General features: G+C 65.9%; 18 protein-coding genes and 1 pseudogene. 11 read left to right on the forward strand and 8 right to left on the reverse strand.

All coding sequences use genetic code 11. From position 1 onward, the window contains the following. Positions 1-489 (reverse strand): hypothetical protein (locus ACK4S9_RS04200; protein WP_409721886.1); only part of this gene is annotated, 489 nt, incomplete at its 3' end. Positions 490-549: 60 nt separating this feature from the next. Between ACK4S9_RS04200 and greB the strand changes: the two genes are divergently transcribed. The 10 genes from greB to ACK4S9_RS04250 all read left to right on the forward strand — a co-directional run bounded on the left by greB (position 550) and on the right by ACK4S9_RS04250 (position 7,663). Beyond that, a complete protein-coding gene (gene greB / locus ACK4S9_RS04205; RefSeq protein WP_409721889.1) occupies positions 550-1,119 on the forward strand; it encodes a transcription elongation factor GreB in 570 nt (189 codons plus the stop codon). Positions 1,120-1,166: 47 nt separating this feature from the next. Further along, positions 1,167-1,763: a biliverdin-producing heme oxygenase gene (locus ACK4S9_RS04210; protein WP_409721892.1), complete on the forward strand. Its 597-nt coding sequence runs from the start codon at positions 1,167-1,169 to the stop codon at positions 1,761-1,763. Positions 1,764-1,873: 110 nt separating this feature from the next. Beyond that, on the forward strand, positions 1,874-2,299 hold the full coding sequence (locus ACK4S9_RS04215; RefSeq protein WP_409721894.1) for a YciI family protein: 426 nt from the start codon (positions 1,874-1,876) through the stop codon (positions 2,297-2,299). A 181-nt stretch (positions 2,300-2,480) separates the two neighbouring features. Next, positions 2,481-2,705 carry an acyl carrier protein gene (locus ACK4S9_RS04220; protein ID WP_409721897.1) on the forward strand — a complete coding sequence of 75 codons (225 nt, stop codon included), beginning with the start codon at positions 2,481-2,483 and terminating at the stop codon, positions 2,703-2,705. 2 nt (positions 2,706-2,707) lie between these two features. Next, positions 2,708-3,745 (forward strand): ketoacyl-ACP synthase III, encoded by a 1,038-nt coding sequence (locus ACK4S9_RS04225; protein WP_409721900.1) that lies wholly within the window; start codon positions 2,708-2,710, stop codon positions 3,743-3,745. Continuing rightward, entirely contained in the window at positions 3,742-4,470 is a 729-nt protein-coding gene (locus ACK4S9_RS04230; RefSeq protein WP_409721902.1) for an SDR family NAD(P)-dependent oxidoreductase, read from the forward strand. Before ACK4S9_RS04225 ends, ACK4S9_RS04230 begins: the two co-directional genes overlap by 4 nt. Positions 4,471-4,487: 17 nt before the next feature. Next, on the forward strand, positions 4,488-5,243 hold the full coding sequence (locus ACK4S9_RS04235; RefSeq protein ID WP_409721905.1) for an SDR family NAD(P)-dependent oxidoreductase: 756 nt from the start codon (positions 4,488-4,490) through the stop codon (positions 5,241-5,243). After that, positions 5,234-5,899 (forward strand): acetyltransferase, encoded by a 666-nt coding sequence (locus ACK4S9_RS04240; RefSeq protein ID WP_409721908.1) that lies wholly within the window; start codon positions 5,234-5,236, stop codon positions 5,897-5,899. Before ACK4S9_RS04235 ends, ACK4S9_RS04240 begins: the two co-directional genes overlap by 10 nt. After that, positions 5,899-7,050: an aromatic ring-hydroxylating oxygenase subunit alpha gene (locus tag ACK4S9_RS04245; RefSeq protein WP_409721911.1), complete on the forward strand. Its 1,152-nt coding sequence runs from the start codon at positions 5,899-5,901 to the stop codon at positions 7,048-7,050. The genes ACK4S9_RS04240 and ACK4S9_RS04245 overlap by 1 nt, the downstream gene beginning before the upstream one ends. Before the next feature lie 22 nt (positions 7,051-7,072). Next, on the forward strand, positions 7,073-7,663 hold the full coding sequence (locus ACK4S9_RS04250) for a DapH/DapD/GlmU-related protein (protein ID WP_409721914.1): 591 nt from the start codon (positions 7,073-7,075) through the stop codon (positions 7,661-7,663). Between the two features lie 66 nt (positions 7,664-7,729). On the opposite strand, the gene ACK4S9_RS04255 is transcribed toward ACK4S9_RS04250, so the two are convergent. From ACK4S9_RS04255 to ACK4S9_RS04270, 4 genes and pseudogenes are all read right to left on the reverse strand, one after another. Further along, the gene (locus ACK4S9_RS04255) at positions 7,730-8,965 is read right to left on the reverse strand and encodes an FkbM family methyltransferase (protein WP_409721917.1); all 1,236 of its coding nucleotides are present in this window, start codon (positions 8,963-8,965) and stop codon (positions 7,730-7,732) included. A gap of 9 nt (positions 8,966-8,974) precedes the next feature. Next, positions 8,975-10,147 carry a DegT/DnrJ/EryC1/StrS family aminotransferase gene (locus ACK4S9_RS04260; RefSeq protein ID WP_409722295.1) on the reverse strand — a complete coding sequence of 391 codons (1,173 nt, stop codon included), beginning with the start codon at positions 10,145-10,147 and terminating at the stop codon, positions 8,975-8,977. Between the two features lie 81 nt (positions 10,148-10,228). Further along, positions 10,229-12,268, reverse strand: a pseudogene (locus tag ACK4S9_RS04265) (tetratricopeptide repeat protein); the annotation flags it as partial. A 143-nt stretch (positions 12,269-12,411) separates the two neighbouring features. Beyond that, positions 12,412-12,798 (reverse strand): VOC family protein, encoded by a 387-nt coding sequence (locus ACK4S9_RS04270; RefSeq protein WP_409721920.1) that lies wholly within the window; start codon positions 12,796-12,798, stop codon positions 12,412-12,414. 151 nt (positions 12,799-12,949) lie between these two features. Here ACK4S9_RS04270 and ACK4S9_RS04275 point away from each other — a divergent pair, with 151 nt between their 5' ends. After that, the gene (locus ACK4S9_RS04275; RefSeq protein WP_409721923.1) at positions 12,950-13,516 is read left to right on the forward strand and encodes a hypothetical protein; all 567 of its coding nucleotides are present in this window, start codon (positions 12,950-12,952) and stop codon (positions 13,514-13,516) included. A 16-nt stretch (positions 13,517-13,532) separates the two neighbouring features. On the opposite strand, the gene ACK4S9_RS04280 is transcribed toward ACK4S9_RS04275, so the two are convergent. The 3 genes from ACK4S9_RS04280 to ACK4S9_RS04290 all read right to left on the reverse strand — a co-directional run bounded on the left by ACK4S9_RS04280 (position 13,533) and on the right by ACK4S9_RS04290 (position 18,455). Next, positions 13,533-15,770 (reverse strand): ATP-binding protein, encoded by a 2,238-nt coding sequence (locus ACK4S9_RS04280; protein ID WP_409721924.1) that lies wholly within the window; start codon positions 15,768-15,770, stop codon positions 13,533-13,535. A gap of 118 nt (positions 15,771-15,888) precedes the next feature. Next, a complete protein-coding gene (locus tag ACK4S9_RS04285; protein WP_409721927.1) occupies positions 15,889-17,850 on the reverse strand; it encodes an ATP-binding protein in 1,962 nt (653 codons plus the stop codon). Positions 17,851-17,963: 113 nt separating this feature from the next. Beyond that, positions 17,964-18,455 carry a hypothetical protein gene (locus ACK4S9_RS04290; protein WP_409721930.1) on the reverse strand — a complete coding sequence of 164 codons (492 nt, stop codon included), beginning with the start codon at positions 18,453-18,455 and terminating at the stop codon, positions 17,964-17,966. Positions 18,456-18,492 lie beyond the last annotated feature (37 nt).

Below are 18,492 nucleotides of genomic sequence, written 5' to 3' on the forward strand. Positions count from 1 at the left end.
CAGCCGGCGCAGGCGGCGCCGCGCGGCCGCCACGGCGGCGCGCACCCGGCGCCAGAAGCTGCTGGCGTGCAGGGCGGCCAGCAGGCGCTCCTTCAGCCGCAGGAAGCCGCCGTGCCAGCGCGCGAACCAGACGAGGGTGAGCAGGGTGGGCAGGGTCAGCACGTAGATGCGCGCCACCACCACGGCGCCGCCCAGCTTGGCGGCCACGAAGCCGGCCAGGCCGGCCAGCGCATGGCCGTGGGCGACGGCGAGCAGGGCAAGCAGCTTGACGGGCAGGAGCAGCAATCCGGGCAGCACGAAGGCGCACAGGGCGGCCCAGGCCGGCAAGGCACGGACGTGCGCCTCGAGCCGGCGCAGCGGCGGCCAGGCGGCCAGGCGGGCGGCCGCGCGGCTGCCGAGGTCCCAGGTCCAGGCCTCGGCGAGCAGCACCAGCGCCGCCAGCTGGACCAGGGGCGCGAGCAGCCGGGATCGTGCGTGTGCTCGTTTCATGGAGTACATGATACGGGAAGCGTGGGCCTGCGGGCGCTGCTTGCCGTTACAATAAGCCCCATGAACAAGGCATTCGTAAAAGAGTCCGACAACGACGACGATGACGCCGAGGCGTTGGCGCTGGCCCAGGCGATTCCCGCCGGGGCCAAGAACTACATCACGCCGGCCGGCTACAAGGCCATCAAGGACGAGCTCCTGCAACTGATCGACGTCGACCGCCCCGAGGTGGTCAAGGTCGTGCATTGGGCCGCCTCGAACGGCGACCGTTCGGAAAACGGCGACTACATCTACGGCAAGCGCCGCCTGCGCGAGATCGACCGCCGCATCCGCTTCCTCACCAAGCGCATGGATTCGGCCTTCGTGGTCGACCCGAGCGTGCATCATGGCAACGACCAGGTTTTCTTCGGCGCCACCGTCACCTACCTCAACAAGGCGGGCGAGGAGCATACCGTGACCATCGTCGGCGTCGACGAGCTCGACCCGCTGCGCGGCAAGATCAGCTGGGTGTCGCCGGTGGCGCGCGCGCTGACCAAGGCGCGCGAAGGCGATGTCATCACGCTGCAGACGCCGCTCGGCACGGACGAGCTGGAGATTCTTTCGGTGGAATATCCGGAGCCGGTGACAGACTGAGGCCCCCGCAACTGGTAAGATGGCAGATTCGCCGCTTACCGAGCACCATGAACCGTTTCAACGATTCCGCGCGCGACACCGACGTACTGGCCGCGCTGCGGACTGCGACTGCCTCGCGGCACGAGCGGCTCGATAGCGGCCTGCCGCTGTCCGCACCCCTTCCTTCCCTCGACGACTACGCCGCCCACCTGGTCATGGTGCGCGACTGGCTGGCGCCGCTCGAACGCTGGCTGGCCGGCTTTGCCGACGGCCCCCAGGCCGAGCCCACGTTGCCGGCCGCCGCGCGCCTGGCCCTGATCCAGGCCGATCTTGCCGAGCCCGGCATGCCCGAGGTGCCGCCCCTGCGTCCGGCCCCGGCCTGGCCCCAGGACGCCAGCGCCGCCTGGCGCTGGGGCGTGGCCTATGTGATCGAAGGCTCGCAGCTGGGCGGCGCCGTCCTGTACGGCAAGCTGGCCGGGCCGCTGGCCCCGCATCCGCTGCGCTACCTGCGCGGCGAGGAGGGCGGTCCGGGCCCGCGCTGGCGTGCCTTCATGGTGGCGCTGCGTGCGCGCATCACCGGCCCGGCGGAGATTGCCGAGGCCTGCGCCGGCGCCTGTGCGGCCTTCGATGCGATCCTGGACCTGGCGCCGCTGGAAAAGAATTAAAAAAATCCGGGCGGCGATGTCGAATCGCGGCCGCGCCGATCGTCGTAGTGTCAATGGCGGCAATCCGATCGACCGGGCCGCCACGTCAACCAACCGGAACGGAGGATGCGATGCGATTCATGATCTTGCTGAAAGCGGACAAGCACAGCGAAGCAGGGGAAATGCCTGACGAGAAATTGCTCACTGAAATGGGCAACTTCAATGACGAGCTGATCAAGGCCGGCGTGATGGTGTCGGGCGAAGGCCTGCATCCGTCCTCGCGCGGTGCCCGCGTTCATTTCGATAAAAGTGGAAATGTTCGCGTGGTCGACGGCCCCTTCGCCGAGACCAAGGAATTGCTGGCCGGCTTCTGGATCTGGAAGCTGAACTCGAAGGAAGAAGCGATCGAATGGGTCAAGCGGGTGCCGATGCCGATGATGGGCGGCGAAGCCGAGATCGAGATCCGCCAGATCTTCGACATGGAAGACTTCGGCGAGGCCATGACCCCGGAGCTGCGCGAGCAGGAAGAGCGCCAGCGCGCCGCGCTGGCACAGTAACAGGAACGGCGCACGCCGGGTGGCCAGGCGGGGCGCCGCGCCCTGCTTCATCTATGCCAAAATCGCCCTTGGTTGTTCCCTAGCTATTTGGTTTGCTTTATAGTGCTTCCTCTAAGTCAACGCCATCCGTCCACCTTGCTGTGGCGTGCGTTGTTTGTAAGCATTCTATATGAAGGCAGCAATGGACACCCTCGAGCAATTTGTCGAAAAATTCAAGAACGCCGTCGACTTCCAGGACGACGTCGACCTTACCGGTGATACCAACCTGAAGGCGCTGGCCGAGTGGGACTCGCTGGCGGCGCTAGGTGTCATTATCATGTTCGACATGGAATATGACAAGGCAATCACGGGCAAGGACCTGGTGGAATGCCAACTGGTCAGCGACGTGTACAAGCTGATCGGCTGATCATGGCGCAGGCAATCGTTCGCAATGTCCGTTACGCCGGCATGGCTTCCTGCGTGCCCAGGCGTATCCTCTCGAACATCAAGGACTGTCCGCCGCAAATCCGTTCGGCCCGTGAGCGAATCGTGCGGAATATCGGTATCGAGACGCGCCGCATCTGCTCCGAGTGGCAATATTTTTCGGATCTCGCCTTCGATGCGACCGAGCGCCTGCTCGCCGAGCTGAATTGGGGACGTGACGAGATCGACGCCCTCATCGTCGTCACCCAGTCGCCTGACTACCTCATTCCCGGCACCGCCATCATCCTGCAGAACCGGCTCCAGCTCAAGCCGACCACGATCGCCTTTGATATCAACCTGGGCTGCTCCGCCTACGCGTTCGGTTTGCATGTGCTGGGCGCAATGATGGCCTCGGGAGGCATCAGGAAGGGCATGCTGCTGGTCGGAGACAAGGCTGCGTCGGTGATCGACCCGCTGTTTTCGGATGCGGGCACTGCCACTGCGCTCGAATACGATCCCGACGCGCCGCCGATGTACTTCGACCTCAACAGCGACGGCAGCGGCTATGAGGCGATCATGCTGCCGGCAGGCGGTCACCGCGAGCCTTACGGGCTGCAGCACGCGCTGCCGTTCAAGGACGACGACGGCATCTGGCGCAGTCCGTCAGCGCTGGTCCTCGATGGCCCGGCCGTGCTGAGCTTTTCGACCCAGAGGGTGCCGCCCGCGGTACGCAACCTGCTCGAGTTCGCGCAGTGTCCGGTCGCCGATGTCGATTATTTCATCTTCCACCAGGCCAACAAGATGATCAACGAGACCATCCGCAAGAAGCTGGGCCTGGATCCGGACAAGGTGCCCTCGACGCTGCACGACTTCGGCAACACCAGCGGCGCCTCGATCCCGGTGACCATGACGGCGCGTATTCGCGATGCGCTTTTGGAAGGCAGGAAGAAAGTGCTGATGTCGGGCTTCGGCATCGGCCTCTCCTGGGGCAGCTGCATCGTCGACATCGAGAATGCGGTATTCCCCGAACTGATCGAATCGTGACCTCTTCGCCTTTCAGCCTCGCCGGCAAGCAGGTGCTGGTCATCGGGGCCTCATCGGGTATTGGTGCGGCGACGGCCCGCCTGTGCGCGCGGCTGGGGGCAAACCTCACACTGTGTGGACGCAACCGTGAAAGGCTGGAGCAGGTACGCAATTCCCTCGAAGGCGGCGGCCATACCGCCTTGGCACCGCACCTGACCGGCGACCTGACAGACGCAGCCGCGCGCGAGGCGCTGGTCGATGCGCTGCCGGTGCTTGACGCCTGCGTTTTCGCCACTGGTACCGGGGCGCAGCTACCCGTGGCCCTCACGCAGCAGCACCTGGACGCCGTATTCGGGGTGAATGTCAACGCGCCCCTGCTGCTGACCCAAGAGTTGCTGGCGCGTCAAAAAATCGGCGACCAAGCCTCGCTTGTGTATGTCACGGGCGCCGCCCAGCACTGGACCTTCGGCGGCTCTGCGGCGCATGCCGCCAGCATGGCGGCGTTGAATGCTGCGGTGCGCGTCATCGCGGCCGAGCATGCCGGGCAGGGCGTTCGCGCCAACTGTGTGGCGCCCGGCCTGATCGACACTGCACAGCCCGTCGGCGCTCACGGTCCGGCCCCGCTGGGTCCGATTGACGCCGATGATGTCGCCGCCGGCATCGCCTACCTGCTGGCACCGGCCAGCCGCTGGGTGTCGCGTGCTTCACTCGTGATCGATGGCGGGCTGTCGCTGCACGTACGTTGAGGACTTCGGAACATCGCATGACGAACCATCCTTTTCATCTGCACGGCAAGCGCGTGCTCGTGACCGGCGCCTCCAGCGGCATCGGGCGCGCCGCCGCCCTCGCCTGTGCACAGGCGGGCGCCAGCCTGGTCCTGACCGGGCGCGACCGCGTGCGCCTGGAAGCAACGCTCGCCGAACTGGCACCCCCAGTCATGCCGGGCACGCACGCCGGGCACCAGGCCGTGCCGGCCGACCTGACCGACGCGGCCCAGCTGGCGGCGCTGGCCGAACAGGCCGGCATGCTGGACGGCGTGGTACATGCGGCCGGCATCACCGGCTTCGCGCCGGTGCGCATGCTGCAGCGAAGTTTGCTCGACTCGGTGATGGGGGCGAACTTCGCGGCTCCCGTCATGCTGACCCAGCGCTTGCTGTTCAAGAAGACCTTGCGCGACGGCGCCTCGATCGTGTTCCTGTCGTCGATTGCGGCTCATACCGGTACGGTCGGGGTGGGTGCTTATTCGGCCTCGAAAGCCGCGCTCGAAGGTTTCCTCCGCAACCTGGCGCTTGAAGTTGCGCCGCGCGGCATGCGCGCCAATGCAGTGGCGCCGGCCATGGTGGAAACGCCGCTGGTGAACACCGATCCCGCCTTTCTGGCCGAAAAAACGAAGCATTACCCGTTCGGCATCGGCCAGCCGGAAGACGTCGCCTACGCCGTGATCTACCTGCTGGCCGACGCCAGTCGCAAGGTCACCGGCATCAGTCTCGACCTCGACGGAGGGCTTGCATGGACATGAACTCGGACCGGGATCCGGCACCGCAATTGTGGGACGTGTTGATCATCAGCGCGGGCGGCTTCGGCCGCTCGATGCTGTGCACTGCGGACAGCGACCCCGACAGCGGCAGGCTGTGGCGCGCAACCGGGTTCCTCGACAGCCGTGCAGAACTGGCGGCAACGTCGCCAAGGCCGGTCGTCGGCGATCCGTTCACTTACGAACCCCGGTCCAACGACCGGTTCCTGTGTGCGCTGGGCGACCCCGGGATGCGGCGCAAGTACACGGCGCCGCTGCTGGAAAAAGGCGCCAGGTTCATCAATCTTTGCACCGGCCTGCGCAGCGCCACCGGGATCGTCATGGGCCAGGGCTGCATGTTTGATTTCGAGGTGCGCATCGGTGTCGATAACCGTATCGGTGACTTCGTCATCGTCCAGTCGACGGTCGTGATCGGCTACCAGGTGAAGATCGGCTCGTACGTCACCATCAATTCCTTTGTCTTCATCGGCGGTGGCGCCGAGATCGGCGACGATGTCGTCATCAACCCGCACGCCACCATCCTGCCCGGCGTCAAGATCGGCGCCGGCGCCGTTATCGGTGCCGGCAGCGTGGTCATGAAGGATGTACCGCCAGGCGTCACCATGATCGGCAATCCCGCCAAGATCTTCAGGTTCAAATAATGCAATCACGTTTACCACCACAGGCCTATATTGACCAGGACTGGTTCGAGCGCGAACGCGAGCTGTTGTTCAAGCCGCTCTGGCAGTTCGTCGGGCTCAAGGGGATGCTGGACAAGCACAACGCTTTCCTTACCTGTCAGCTGTTTGGCATCCCGGTCGTAGTGCAGAACTTCCGTGGCGAGCTGCGCGCCTTCGAGAACGTCTGCCCGCATCGCCAGAACCCGATCCAGACCGCAGCGCATGGGGTGCGCGCACTTACCTGCGGTTACCACGGCTGGAACTTCGACAGCGAAGGCGCACCTGCTCATATCCCTTTCGATGCGGAGCTGTATCGCTATCCGCAGGAGGAGCGCGCCTGTCTGCACCTGCGTCGCTTTGCGCTGGAATGCATTGGCAACCTGGTGTTCATCAACCTGTCCCCGGAACCGATGCCGATCAGGCAGCAGTTCGGCGCAGCCATGACCGCCTCGCTGGCGCATTCCTCGCTGGCCTTCGATAGCGAAGTCGTGATGACGACATACGATGCTCGCTTTAACTGGAAGCTGGTCTACGAAAACCTGCGCGACGCGAACCACCCCACTTTCGTCCATGCCCAGACCCTGGGCAAGTACGCCACCTTCAATGCTTTCGTTGACGAAGATGCACTGGTCAGCCTGCGGCGCATGCGCGCGGACGGCATTCCGGACAAGGCACGCGCGATGGCGTTGCTGCGCAGTTTCAGCGGCGGCGGGCGCGACGAGCCGATCGAGCATATCCCGCACCAATACTGGTTCGATAATGTGGAGCGCTACCGTGACCAGGACTGGTACTACAACTGGCTGGTGTTCCCGAACCTGCATATCGCGTCGCCCACCGGCGGCTATACCTTCACCATCGAGCACCACATTCCGGTCGGCCCCGACCGCACCCGGATGGTCGTGTACTACCTGACTGCGAAGAAGAAGCAGCCGTATGCCTCGTCGCCTGCGGTCTTGCACGACCTTATGCTGAGCACCGACGTCATCCTGAGCGAAGACATCGGCGTCCTCGAACAGGTGCAGCGCACCCTGCATCCGGCGTCCCGGCCGGCGCAGCTGGGTGACTATGAGTACATCAACGCCGGAATCGAACCTTGGTACATGGACGTGATGGAGGGAAAAATTGTCCTGTAAGTATGTGGTGGGCAACGGCCCCATGCTCGACCGCGCGCTGGCGGCGTGGCGTGAATGCGAACCGGCGTTGGACCTGCGGCCAGTGACGGTTGATCTGAACGCCGGCCGCGAGGCGTTGGCGGCTGTGCTCGATACGCTCGGACAGCCCAATGCGACTGCCTTCGTGGCGCTCGACGAGCAGCACCTGAATTTCAACCGTCTCGCGCTGCTGGAGGCCTTGGAAGAGCGAGGCCTGCCGATGCCGCCGCTGGTGGGCCCCGGTGTGCTGGCAAGCACGGGCGTGGTGCTTGGTGAAAATTGCTGGATCGGCCCCGGCGCCATGCTCCAGCATGGCTGTGCCATCGGCCGCAACGCCGTGGTCGGCGCAGGCGTGATCGTTGGCGCCGGCGCTTGCGTCGGCCAGTCGTCGTGGCTCGATGATGGCGTGGTAATCGGACGCGATGCGAAGGTCGGCGCCCATGTCACGCTGGGTCTGGGCGTGCTGGTGGGGCGTGGCGTGCGTGTCGCGGATCACTGCGTGATCGACCGGCCGGGGCGGATCGAGAAGGATGTGCCGGGCAGGACCTTCCTGCATGCGTCGCACGACGGCCCGATCTTCATCGTCGGTCAATAGTCCGAACCCGTAAAAAAAGAACCGGAAGCCGCTGCCGGCCGCCGGTTTTGCTCTTTGCGGGAGCGCTCAATAAAAGTACAGGCAAGTGTCCCAGCGGTCTTCCGTATGGTGGCGCAGGCCGATCCGGTAATCCGGGGCGATCGTGTCGATGAACTGCGGAATGTCGAGCAGGTCGGTCGAACGGTGGTAGGCCGACAGCATCAGCTTGGGCCGGGCCGCGCGGATCGTGCGTGCCGCGCCTTTCAGGGCCGGCAATTCATATCCCTCGATATCCATCTTGATGATGGTCGGCTGGTCGTCGACGATGTCATCGATGCGCTCGACCCGCACGAAGTCGGCCACTGGGCAGGCCTGGGCCATTTCGGGCGGCAGTACGGCCCCGCCGTGGTTGCCAACGTGGCTGAACGGGACCTTGTCCGGATGTTCGCCCACGGCCACCGGATGCAGCGACAGTTTCTGCGCATGCGGGGTGCCGGCGTATTTCCTGAGGAAGCCCTGAAGGGTGGCGATATTGAGCCGGTCCGGTTCAATCATCCAGGAACGGTCGAAGCGGCCTTGGGTCGTGCCGATCAGTGCGGTCGTCGATTCGCCGATCGACGCGCCGCAGTCGACCATCTTCTCGTGCTCGCTGAAGGAGAACAGGCCCGAACGGACATACAGCGTCGGATAAGGCCGCGCGACATTCAGGAACCACTCGGGGTTGCCGGTCAGGTGGAAGGTCAGCACCGCGTACAGTGTCTCCACCGAGTAGGGGTCGGCCATGCGTTGTCCGAGCTTCAGGTAATCCGCGCAGCGCGCGGCGATCACTCCGCCCCAGTCGGCCACGCGGGGATCCATCGCGTCGCTCAGGCCGAAGGCTCGCGTGGCCTGTTCGAAGTTCAGGTGGGGAATACGGTGATTGCGGCACAGGTCGTCAAAGAAGCGCCTGGAGAAGTCGTTGCGGCAGGCATTGATGCCGATGAGGTCCGGGTCTTGCCTGGCCATTTCCAGGAAGCGGTCGGTCGAAATGATGTCGACGCCACGATACTGTTCGCCGCGGTGGGCGCGAAAATCGTCGACCACATGCAGGACCCGGGCGCGCTGTCCGAAGCCGTGGATCAGGTTGGCGCCGAAATCGCTGCGGCCGAGCAGCACGATCGGGGTCTCCGCATTGCGGCGCGCGAAGATCTCGCGCACCTGCGCCGGGACGCAGAACTGCGGGTCCTGGCGGTACAAGTCGACGGCTGCGAGGAAGGTCTCCCTGGCGTCGAACACGCCGAGGTTGACGCGGGTCTGGAGGGAATCAGGAGTAAATGCGTGCATGGTGTTCTTTCAGGATGCTTTGATCAGGCCGACAATGCGTTCGATATCCTGCGTTTCCAGTGTCGTGTAGATCGGCAGGCACAAGACTTGTCGCGCCGCCGCAGCGGCCATCGGCAGCCCCGCCGGAGCCGCCGACGGGATGGCGCGGTACATTGGAAATTCGCTGATCAGGGGATAAAAATAGCGGCGTGCATGAATGCCCGCGTCGCGCAGTTTGTTGTACAGGCCATCGCGGCCCAGCGGATAAGCGTCGTCGACCAGGATCGGGAAATAGCCGAAATTGCCTTCATGTCCCAGATCGGTCATCGGAGCGATGCCCGGCACGCCCGCCAGCAGGCGGCGGTAGTGCGCCGCGACCTGGGCACGCTTGTTCAGCGCTGCCCCGACGCCCTTGAGCTGCAGTAGTCCGAACGCGGCGCTGACCTCGTTCATCTTGCCGTTGATGCCGGCAGCTACCACCGTCACTTCGTCGGCTATGCCGAAGTTCTTCAAGTGATCGATATGCTGCTTGGTTGCGGCGTCGCGGCAGACAATGGCGCCGCCTTCGAAGGTGTTGAACACCTTGGTCGCATGAAAGCTCAGCACCGACAGGTCGCCATGACGCAGGATGCTTCTTCCGTCCTGGCGCACGCCAAAGGCATGCGCCGCGTCATAGATCACCTTCAGCGAATGTCTGCGAGCGATGCGTTCGATGGCCTCGACGTCGCAGGGATTGCCGTAGCAATGCACCGGCATGATCGCCGTGGTGCGTGGCGTGATCGCCGCTTCGATCCGAGCCGGGTCGAGGTTGAATGTGACTGGATCGATGTCGGCGAACACTGGTTGCAGGCCGTTCCAGAGAAGGGCATGAGCAGTGGCCACGAACGAATACGGCGTGGTGATGACTTCACCCTTGACGTCGAGCGCCTGCAGCGCCGTCATCAGTGCGATGGTGCCGTTGGCGAACAGCGAAATGTGCTCGACGCCCAGGTGCTCGCACAGGGCCGCTTCCAGCTGCTGGTGGAAGCAGCCGCCATTGGTCAGGAATTTGCTCTCCCAGATCTGTTCGAGCGAAGCGACGAAATCCTGTAGTGGCGGCAGGTCGGGCCGGGTGACGTAGATCGGCGCCGGCGCCGCCTGGGGCAGCACCAGCGGCGCTTCGAAGGTTTCGGCCGGCAGGCCGGCGCACCAGCGTCGCCACATCAGGCGCAGCGCGTTTTCGACGCCGTCGGCGACATGGGTCATGTCGATCGACGACGGCGGTGGGAATTGCTTGCGCAGCGCGGCGCGCAGCGCGCCCAGCGCTGTCAGGTCGGCGCAGGCGGCAAGGCCCTTGGCGACGAATTCGTCTGCGTCGCGGCTGATGAATTGTGTCAGACCGTTATGCTCGAGAATGCAGGCAGTCTGGCGCCCGGCTGCCGTGTCTCCGGCCAGCGTCAGGGTAGGCACGCCCATGTACATCGCATGCAAGGTGGTCGTGCCACCCGAATACGGGAAGGTATCCAGGTTGATGTCGACCTCGTTGTGCAAGGCCAGATAATCGTGCATGCCGCTACGCGGATGGAAGCGCACGCGCTGCGCGCCGACGCCTTCCGCAGCCAGCCAGGCCAGCAGGTGCTGGTGGCCGTCGCCTTCCGGCATGCCAGCCACCAGCAGATGCGCATCTGGCAGGGCGCGCAGCAGCCTGCCCCAGACGGCAACCACGTTGCGGCTGATCTTGTTCAGGCGGTTGAAACTGCCGAAGGTGACGTGGCCGTTGGCCAGCGCCGGCAGCGGCGCCAGGCCGGGCGCGTCCGCTAGCGGCTGGAACGGCGCCGTCACCGGCAGGTGCAGCAGCTTTTCTGTGAACAGATGGTCGTATTGCCCGGGCGGCAGCAAGACACGGTCGGTCAGGTAGTAATCCATCGCCCGCAGGCCGGTGGTTCCCGGGTAGCCAACCCAGGTTGCCTGCAGCGGCGCCGGCTTGCGCGCAAACAGGGGCAGCCGGTTGTAGGCGGTATGGCCCGCGAGGTCGATCAGGATATCGATGCTGTCGGATCGGATCAGCTCGTCCAGCGCGGCGTCGCCGAGTGTGGCGACGTCGCGCCATTCGTCCATGTAGCCGCGCAGGCGCGTCGTGACGGCGTCGTGCACGGGATAGGTATAGTAGGCATTCAGCGATACGCCGGGCCGTCCGGCCAGACGCTCGAACACCGGTTCGACGAAACTGGCGAGCGCATGGTTACGCAGGTCGCCCGACACGAAGCCGATGCGCAGGCGCTTTTCCGGGTCAGGCGGGTTGTCCCAGGTGCGCGGCGCCCCGAGGCGTTGTTCCAGACGCTCGCCAAACCGGCGATGTTCGACAAACAGTTCGGCAGGATCGATGTCTTCCATCCGGCTCATGCAAAACAGCATATTGCTGTGGACGTCGGCACGGTCCGGTGCCTGTTCGAGCACACGGCGATAGGCGCTGACCGCCTCGTCGCAACGGCCCTGGCGGTCGAGGGACATGGCGAGCGTATTGCCGGCTTCGATATGGCTGGGGTCGAGTGCGAGCGCTACGCTGGCGCTGGCATGCGCTTCTTCCAGCCGTCCCGACTCCATCAGCACCAGCGCCACGTGGTTGTGGGCATGGCTGCTGTCGGGCTGCAGCGCGATGGACTGCCGCAACACATGCTCGGCTTGCGCAAGCTTCCCGGTTTCCTGCAGCAACAAGCCCAGGTTGCTGAGCGTTTCGGCGTCGTCAGGGGCGTACTTCATCGCACGCTGCATGGCATCCAGGGCGCCTGGCAGGTCTCCTTGCTGGCGTAAAACGGCACCGAGTAGCTTCCAGCCAAAAGCATGCTGTGGAAATCGTTCTGCGAGCGTCCGCGCGGCGGCGCCAGCGGCGTCGACCATCCCGCGTGCGAACAGGTCGGCAGCATGGTCGATCTCCTGCATCGGTGGTGAGCCGAGGTCAAGCAGCTGCCTTTCGACGCGTTCGACCTGCGCTCCTTGCAGGCAGTGGCGCCGCCCCAGTTCAAGCACTTCACGCGCGGTACTGAACTGGCGCGCAGCCAGGAGGGCGTCGATATAGCTAAGCCAATAGCGTTCGTGGCTGGGATCGCCCTGCAGTGCACTGGCGAAATGCTGAATGGCCGATGCGAACTCTTGCACCTGTTGTTCGAGCATACCCAGTCTAAAGTGTGCTTCAGCATGGCCAGGCGAGAGCTCGAGGACGGCGCGGTACAGCGCGCTTGCCTGCTCGGCGCAGCCTGCCTCGCTTTCGCGAAGGGCAGACTGCATGGCTTCATCGATAAGGTATCGGACTTCGTCGGCGGGCGGGAAGGTAATCGGTTGGTGCATGAAGGCTGGCTAGGGCCGAAAGTCATATAGATGCGGTATGGAGCGAATCGCTCCGAGTCGCGTGCGGCAGAGGCTGCCATCGAGCGTCCGGGCTACGATAGTTCATGCTCAACCAAGGGTCAAGAACTATAGCGCTTGCTTGCTCACTGGCCAGAAGGCGGCTCCCACAGTTCGACCTTGTTGCCCTCCGGGTCGACGACCCAGCCGAATTTGCCGAATTCGGAATCCTCGGTCTTGTCCAGCACCGCGCAGCCCTCCTCGCGCAGGGCCTGCAGCAAGGCGTCCAGGTCGGCGACCCGGTAGTTGATCATGAAGTTCGCCTTGCCTGGCGCGAAGTGCTCGTTGCCGGCCTGGCCGATCGACCAGATGGTGACCCCGCCGTCCGGCTGGCGCGCCGCCTCGTCCCAGGTGAAGGCCGCGCCGCCCCAGTCGAGCACGTCGACGCCGAGATGGCGCCCGTACCAGGCGCGCAGCGCCACCGGGTCTTGTGCGTGGAAAAAGATGCCGCCGATGCCAGTAACCCGCTTCATGTGATCTCCGATCTGGAACGTCTATGCGTAGGAAGCCCGACATTAGCATCAGGTGCTTCCTGTTGGCAATGTAGGACGCCGGGATTTGCCAAGCGCCGGGGATTGCCCCACACTGGCGCCAAGCAAGCGAGCTCTCGAAAGGACGCAGCACATGGGCTATTCCATCGCCTGGATTCTGGTACGCGGCAAGACCAAGGAAGACATACTCGCCCGGCTGTCGCTGGCCGACACGGGCGCGCCCGACGCGGCCAACGACAGCCCGGTATCGGGCGCCGCGCTGCCGGGAGGCGGCTACCTGGTGTTCTTCAACGACATGGCGCACCCGGCCACCCAGGCGGCCAGCATGGCCCGGCTGTCCGCGGGCTGCGAGGCGCTCGGCTGCCAGGTCGAGGAACACGTCATGGCAAGCGCCGCCTTCCAGTACAAGGACGGGGCCAAGCTCTGGGATGTCGTGCACCTGTCGGAACAGGGGCTGTACCACCTGGCGGTGGACGGCACGCCGCCTGCGCTGCTCGGGGCGATCCATGCCGAAATGCGAGCGACCCAGGACGAACAGGGCGGCGCCGATGCGCAGGTCGACTGCCTGTTCGAAGTGCCGCTCATGCTGGCCACTGCCCTGTGCGGCTACCGCCACGACGAGATGGCGCTGCTGTCCGGGGGAACGCTGGAGTTCACCGAACTCGTGCCCGCCGCGCCGGGCGCCGCCCGCCGGCACTGAGGGCCCGGCAGCGCCACTAGCCGCAGACGGCCTGCCGCGCTTGCGACTGCGCGACCTCAAGCAGGATGCGGTCGAGCGCCGCGATGTCGATCGGCTTGACGAAGTGGTGGTCGAAGCCTGCCGCGAAGGCCATGGCCTGGTCGTGCATCTGGCCGTAGCCGGTCAGCGCGACCAGCACCGCGCCGGCGGTGGCGGGCGCGGCGCGCAGGCGGCGCGCCAGCTCGTAGCCGTCGACGTCCGGCAAGCCGATGTCCAGGATGTAGAGCGGCAGCGGCCTGCGCAGGCTTTCCTCGAGGGCGCTGTGCGCGTTCGCCATCACCGACACGTGGTGCCCCTTGGCCTCCAGCAGGTTGGCGAGCGTGCGCGCCGCATCGACGTTGTCGTCGACGATCATCAAGCGGACCGGTTCGGCGCCGCTGCGGGCCGCGTCGTGCGCGACGCGCGCCTGCGCCGCGTCTCCCGCATGCAGGGGCAGGGTGAGGGTGAAGCAGGCGCCCTTGCCGATGCCTTCGCTGGCGGCGCTCACCTGGCCCCCGTGCAGTTCCATGATGCTGCGCACCAACGCCAGGCCCAGTCCGAGGCCGCCCTGCGAGCGGTCGGCCGTCCGCTGTGCCTGCCTGAACAGGTCGAAGACGTGGGGCAGCAGCTCGGGGTCGATGCCGATGCCGTTGTCGGACACGGCCAGCACCAGCTGCCCCGCGCGGGTCTCGGCCGTCAATGCGATGCGGCCGCCCGGCGGCGTGTATTTCGCCGCATTGTTCAACAGGTTGGCGACCACCTGCACCAGGCGCTTCTTGTCGCCGAGGACCACGGCGTCGGCGGCGCGCATGTCCAGCGCGAGGGTGTGCTTGCGCGAGTCGAGCAGGGGCTGCGCCTGCTCGATGGCGCTGGTGACGACCGCGCCCATGCCGACCGGCTGGCGGTCGACCGACACCAGTCCCCGCGTCACGCGCGAGACGTCCAGCAGGTCGTGGATCAGGGATTTGAGGTGGTCGGCCTGGCGGATGATGATGTCGCCGGTGCGCTGCACGCTCGCTTCGTCGCGGCCCGCGAGCTTGAGCATGTGGGCGGCCGCGACGATGGGTGCGAGCGGGTTGCGCAGTTCGTGGGCCAGCATGGCGAGGAACTCGTCCTTGGCGTTGTTCTGGTTCTCGGCCGCGCGCCTGGCCTCGCGTTCGTTGCGCAGCAACTGCTCGCGTTCGCGCTCGAGGCGCTGGCGGGCCTCGTTCTCCGCTTCGAGCTTGGCGCCGGCATCGTGCAGGGCGCGCTGCAGCACGTCGGCTTCGACCACCCCCGAGGGCTGGACCACCGGCATCTTGCCCAGTTCCAGGGACTTGGCGGCGTCGAGGGCGAGGTCGAAGGAAGCGGTCAGGCGCCGGGCGAACAGGACGATGCCCAGCACCGCGCTGCCCAGGGCGAACAGCAGCACGCATCCGGCGATCAGCGTGGCGGTGCGCGCCGGCCGGTTGATCTCTTCCTGCGGAGCGGCGATGGCGACGGTCCAGTCGGCGCGCGTGGTGTGGGTGAAGGTGTTGTAGGCCAGCATTCCGTCGCGCGTCACGTTCTTCAGCCGCCCGCTGGCACGCTGGTGCGAGGCCTCGTACAACTCGGGCTTGACGGGCTTGCCGACGAATTCCTGCTCGCGCAGGTTGCGGGCGATCGAGATGCCGTCGGCGCCGAACACGCCGACCACCCAGGCCGGCGGCAGCTCCGCACGATGCAGCAGGGCCGTGATATGGCTCACATGGAAGGTATGCGAGAGCAGGAACTGGCGCCCGCTGGCGCTTTTCACGGGCAGGTTGACCGACACCACCTTCCACTTGCCGGCGCGCCCCTCGCGCAGGTTCGACACGCTCGTCTTGCGCAACGCGATCGCCTGCGGCACCCAGGTGTCCGGCCCTTCGTCGAAACGGGTGCCGTAGGGATGGTGGGTGTGCAGCAGCATGCGTCCTTCGGCGTCGTAGAGCACGGCCCAGGAATCGGGCGACGTGATCGTCTTGCGCATCAACTCGTACAGGGGCTGGAACTCTTCCCTGGCCATCTGCTCGGTCTGGCCGATCACGCGCAAGGCGCCCTCGGCCCGCACCAGTTCCTTGTCGATCGACAGCGCGATCGAGCGCGCGCGCGCCTCGACCGTCAGCAGGCGCGATTCCTTCTCCTCTTCCAGCAGCAGGTACAAGCCCCAGCCGGACAGCGCCAGCAGCGGTACGAGGACGGTCAGGACGATCGCGGCAAGATAAGTACGCGTCTTCATCTTGTTGTTCTGGATTTCATGTGCCCGTGCAGCGAGCAGAAGGTCAACCAGGCGATTCTAACAGGCAAGCGCGGGAACTGCTTTGTCAAGCGGGTGCGTCAAGCATCCGCGCGGCGGTTCATTGCGCGCGCCTGTCCGGCAGGGACTGCAGCAGGCGCTCGATGTCGCCCAGCCCGGCGGGCTTGGTCAGGTGTGCATCGAAGCCCGCGGCCCGGGCGCGGGCCTGGTCCTCGTCCGATCCCCAGCCGGTCAGCGCGGCCAGGAAGGTGTGCGCGCAACCGGGCATGCCGCGCAGCGCGGCCGCCACCTCGTAGCCGCTCAGGCCCGGCATGCCGATGTCGAGGATGGCCAGGTCGTAGCCGCCTCCCTGCGCCCGCTCCAGCGCAAGGCGCCCGTCGTGGACCACGTCCACCGCGTGGCCGCGGGCTTCGAGCAGGGCCATGAAGCTGGTGGCGGCGTCGATGTTGTCGTCGGCGACGAGCACCTTCAGCCGGCCGGCGCAGCGCATGGGGCCGCCGGGCGTCTCGGCGCCGGGGGGAGTATCCGTCCCGCTGCCGGTGGCCAGCGGCAGTTCCACCACGAAGCTGCTGCCCTTGCCCTCGCCCGGACTCTCGGCATGCACCGTTCCCCCGTGCATCTCGATCAGGCGGCGCACCAGGGACAGGCCGATGCCCAGGCCGCCCTGCGCCCGTCCCATGTTGCGCGATACCTGGCTGAACATGTCGAACACGCCGGGCAGGGCCTCGGCGGGAATGCCGATGCCGGTGTCGGTCACGGCGACGCGCACGCTGCCCTGGTCCGGCCGCACCGCGACGCCGATCCTGCCGCCGTCCGGCGTGTACTTGGCCGCATTGGTGAGCAGGTTGCTGAACACCTGCGCCAGCCGGACCGGATCGGCGTGCACGACCAGCGGCAGGTCGGGGAGCTCGAGCTCGAGCCGGTGCCCGGCCGCCTCGATCGCGGGCAGGGCCGTGTCGACCGCGTTCGCGATGGCCTCGCGCAGCGCGATCCATTCGCGTTTCAGCTGCACCTTGCCGCTGTTGATCCTGGCAATGTCCAGCAAGTCGTCGATCAGGTGCACCAGCTGGGTCAGCTGCCGGTTCATCATCTCGTAGACCCTGGGTGGCGGCTTGCCGCCGGCAAGCTGGATGAGCTCCAGCCCGGTGCGGATCGGCGCCAGCGGATTGCGCAGTTCGTGCGCCAGCGTCGCCAGGAACTCGGTCTTGCGCCGGTTCTCGGTGGCCAGGTCCTTGGCCAGGCTGCGCAGGTCGTCGCGGGTGCGCCGGGTTTCGGTGACGTCGCTGAACAGGACCGCCACCTTGCCCTCCTTCGGGTCGCCCACGCGCGTGGCGTAGATGTTGAACCAGCGGCCGATCGGCGATCCTTCCTCGCTCAGGCGCAGCGGCCTTCCGGTCAATGCCACGCTGCTGTACAGCTCGGCCCAATGGGTATCGTCCGACTCCGGCACCAGTTCGCGCACGGTCTTGCCGCGCGCATTCTTCAAGCCGGTCTGGGCCTCGAAGGCCGGATTGATGTCGAGGAAGCGGTAGTCGACCGGCTTGCCCGCGTCGTCGTACAGCACCTCGACCATGCAGAAGCCGTCGTCCATCGAGGCGATCAGGTTGCTGTAGAGCTCGGTCGCGGCGCGTTGTTCCTGCTGGGCCCGGACCTGCTGGGTAATGTCGAGCGTGTAGTGCAGCACGAAGATCAGCTGTCCCGCCGCGTCGAAGACCGGCGCGTTGACGGCGTTCCAGTAGCGGTCCTCCCAGGATTCGCTGCCGTCAGGCTGCCTGAGCTTGATCGGATAATGCTGCGCCGGCATCGTCTGGGGCTGGCCGCTGGCGATGGCCAGCGCAATCGATTCCTTCAGGGCCGCGGCGATCGGCTTGTCCGGGCTTTCCCCGGGCACCTCGAAGGCGGCGAACAGGCGCGTCCCCAGCAACTCTTCGCGACTGCGCGTGCTGGTGCGCAGGAAGGCGTCGTTGACCGCGACGAAGACCGGGTCATCCGACGGGGAGAACAGGGCGGTGGGAATGGTGGAACTGTTGAAGACGGCTCCGATCTGGTCCAGCGAAAGCATAGGTTCGAATGCCCGGAAGGAAAAAAGCCATCATACCGCTTCCAGGCAACTCAGGGGGCGGCAGCCCCCGCCGGACGCGGGCGCGGGAACGCTCGCGCGTCATGCGCGAGATACTACTCGCGGTAGGTGATTTTTCCGCTCAGCTTGATGGTGCCGGCGCCGGTCAGGAGTGCCTGGCTGCCGGTGAAGTCGCCGCCACCGGAGGCCCGGTGGTAGCGTCCGGTGCCGCCGGTAATCTGGAAGGTGGCATTGCTGAAGACAACCTTGCCATCGCCGGTCGGGACGGCCTGGCCGCTGTAGTTGGCGTAGATCACCTCGCCGCTCCCGGTGAGAAGGGTAATGCGGCCGTCGCTGAAGGTGAGCAGCGGGCCGTTGGGCGTGACGCAGTCCTTGCCCATGAAGGCGACCGGGCCGAGGACCGGATCGTTGCCGTGTCCGACCAGGGTTCCGCCGAGTTTCGACGGGCAGCGCAGCGACGGGCCGAGCACTTCATGGATGACGCCGGAAATGACCAGCGGCTTGGTGACCAGCGAAGCGGCCGAGGCGGTGCAGCTTGCGCCCAGCAGCAAGGACGCGACAGCAAGGCGGAGGGAAGGTTTGTTCATGTAAGCGCTCTCATGGTGGGCAATGTCCAAATATTAA

It is taken from the genome of Massilia sp. (assembly GCF_046293535.1).
GTDB lineage: Bacteria > Pseudomonadota > Gammaproteobacteria > Burkholderiales > Burkholderiaceae_D > Telluria.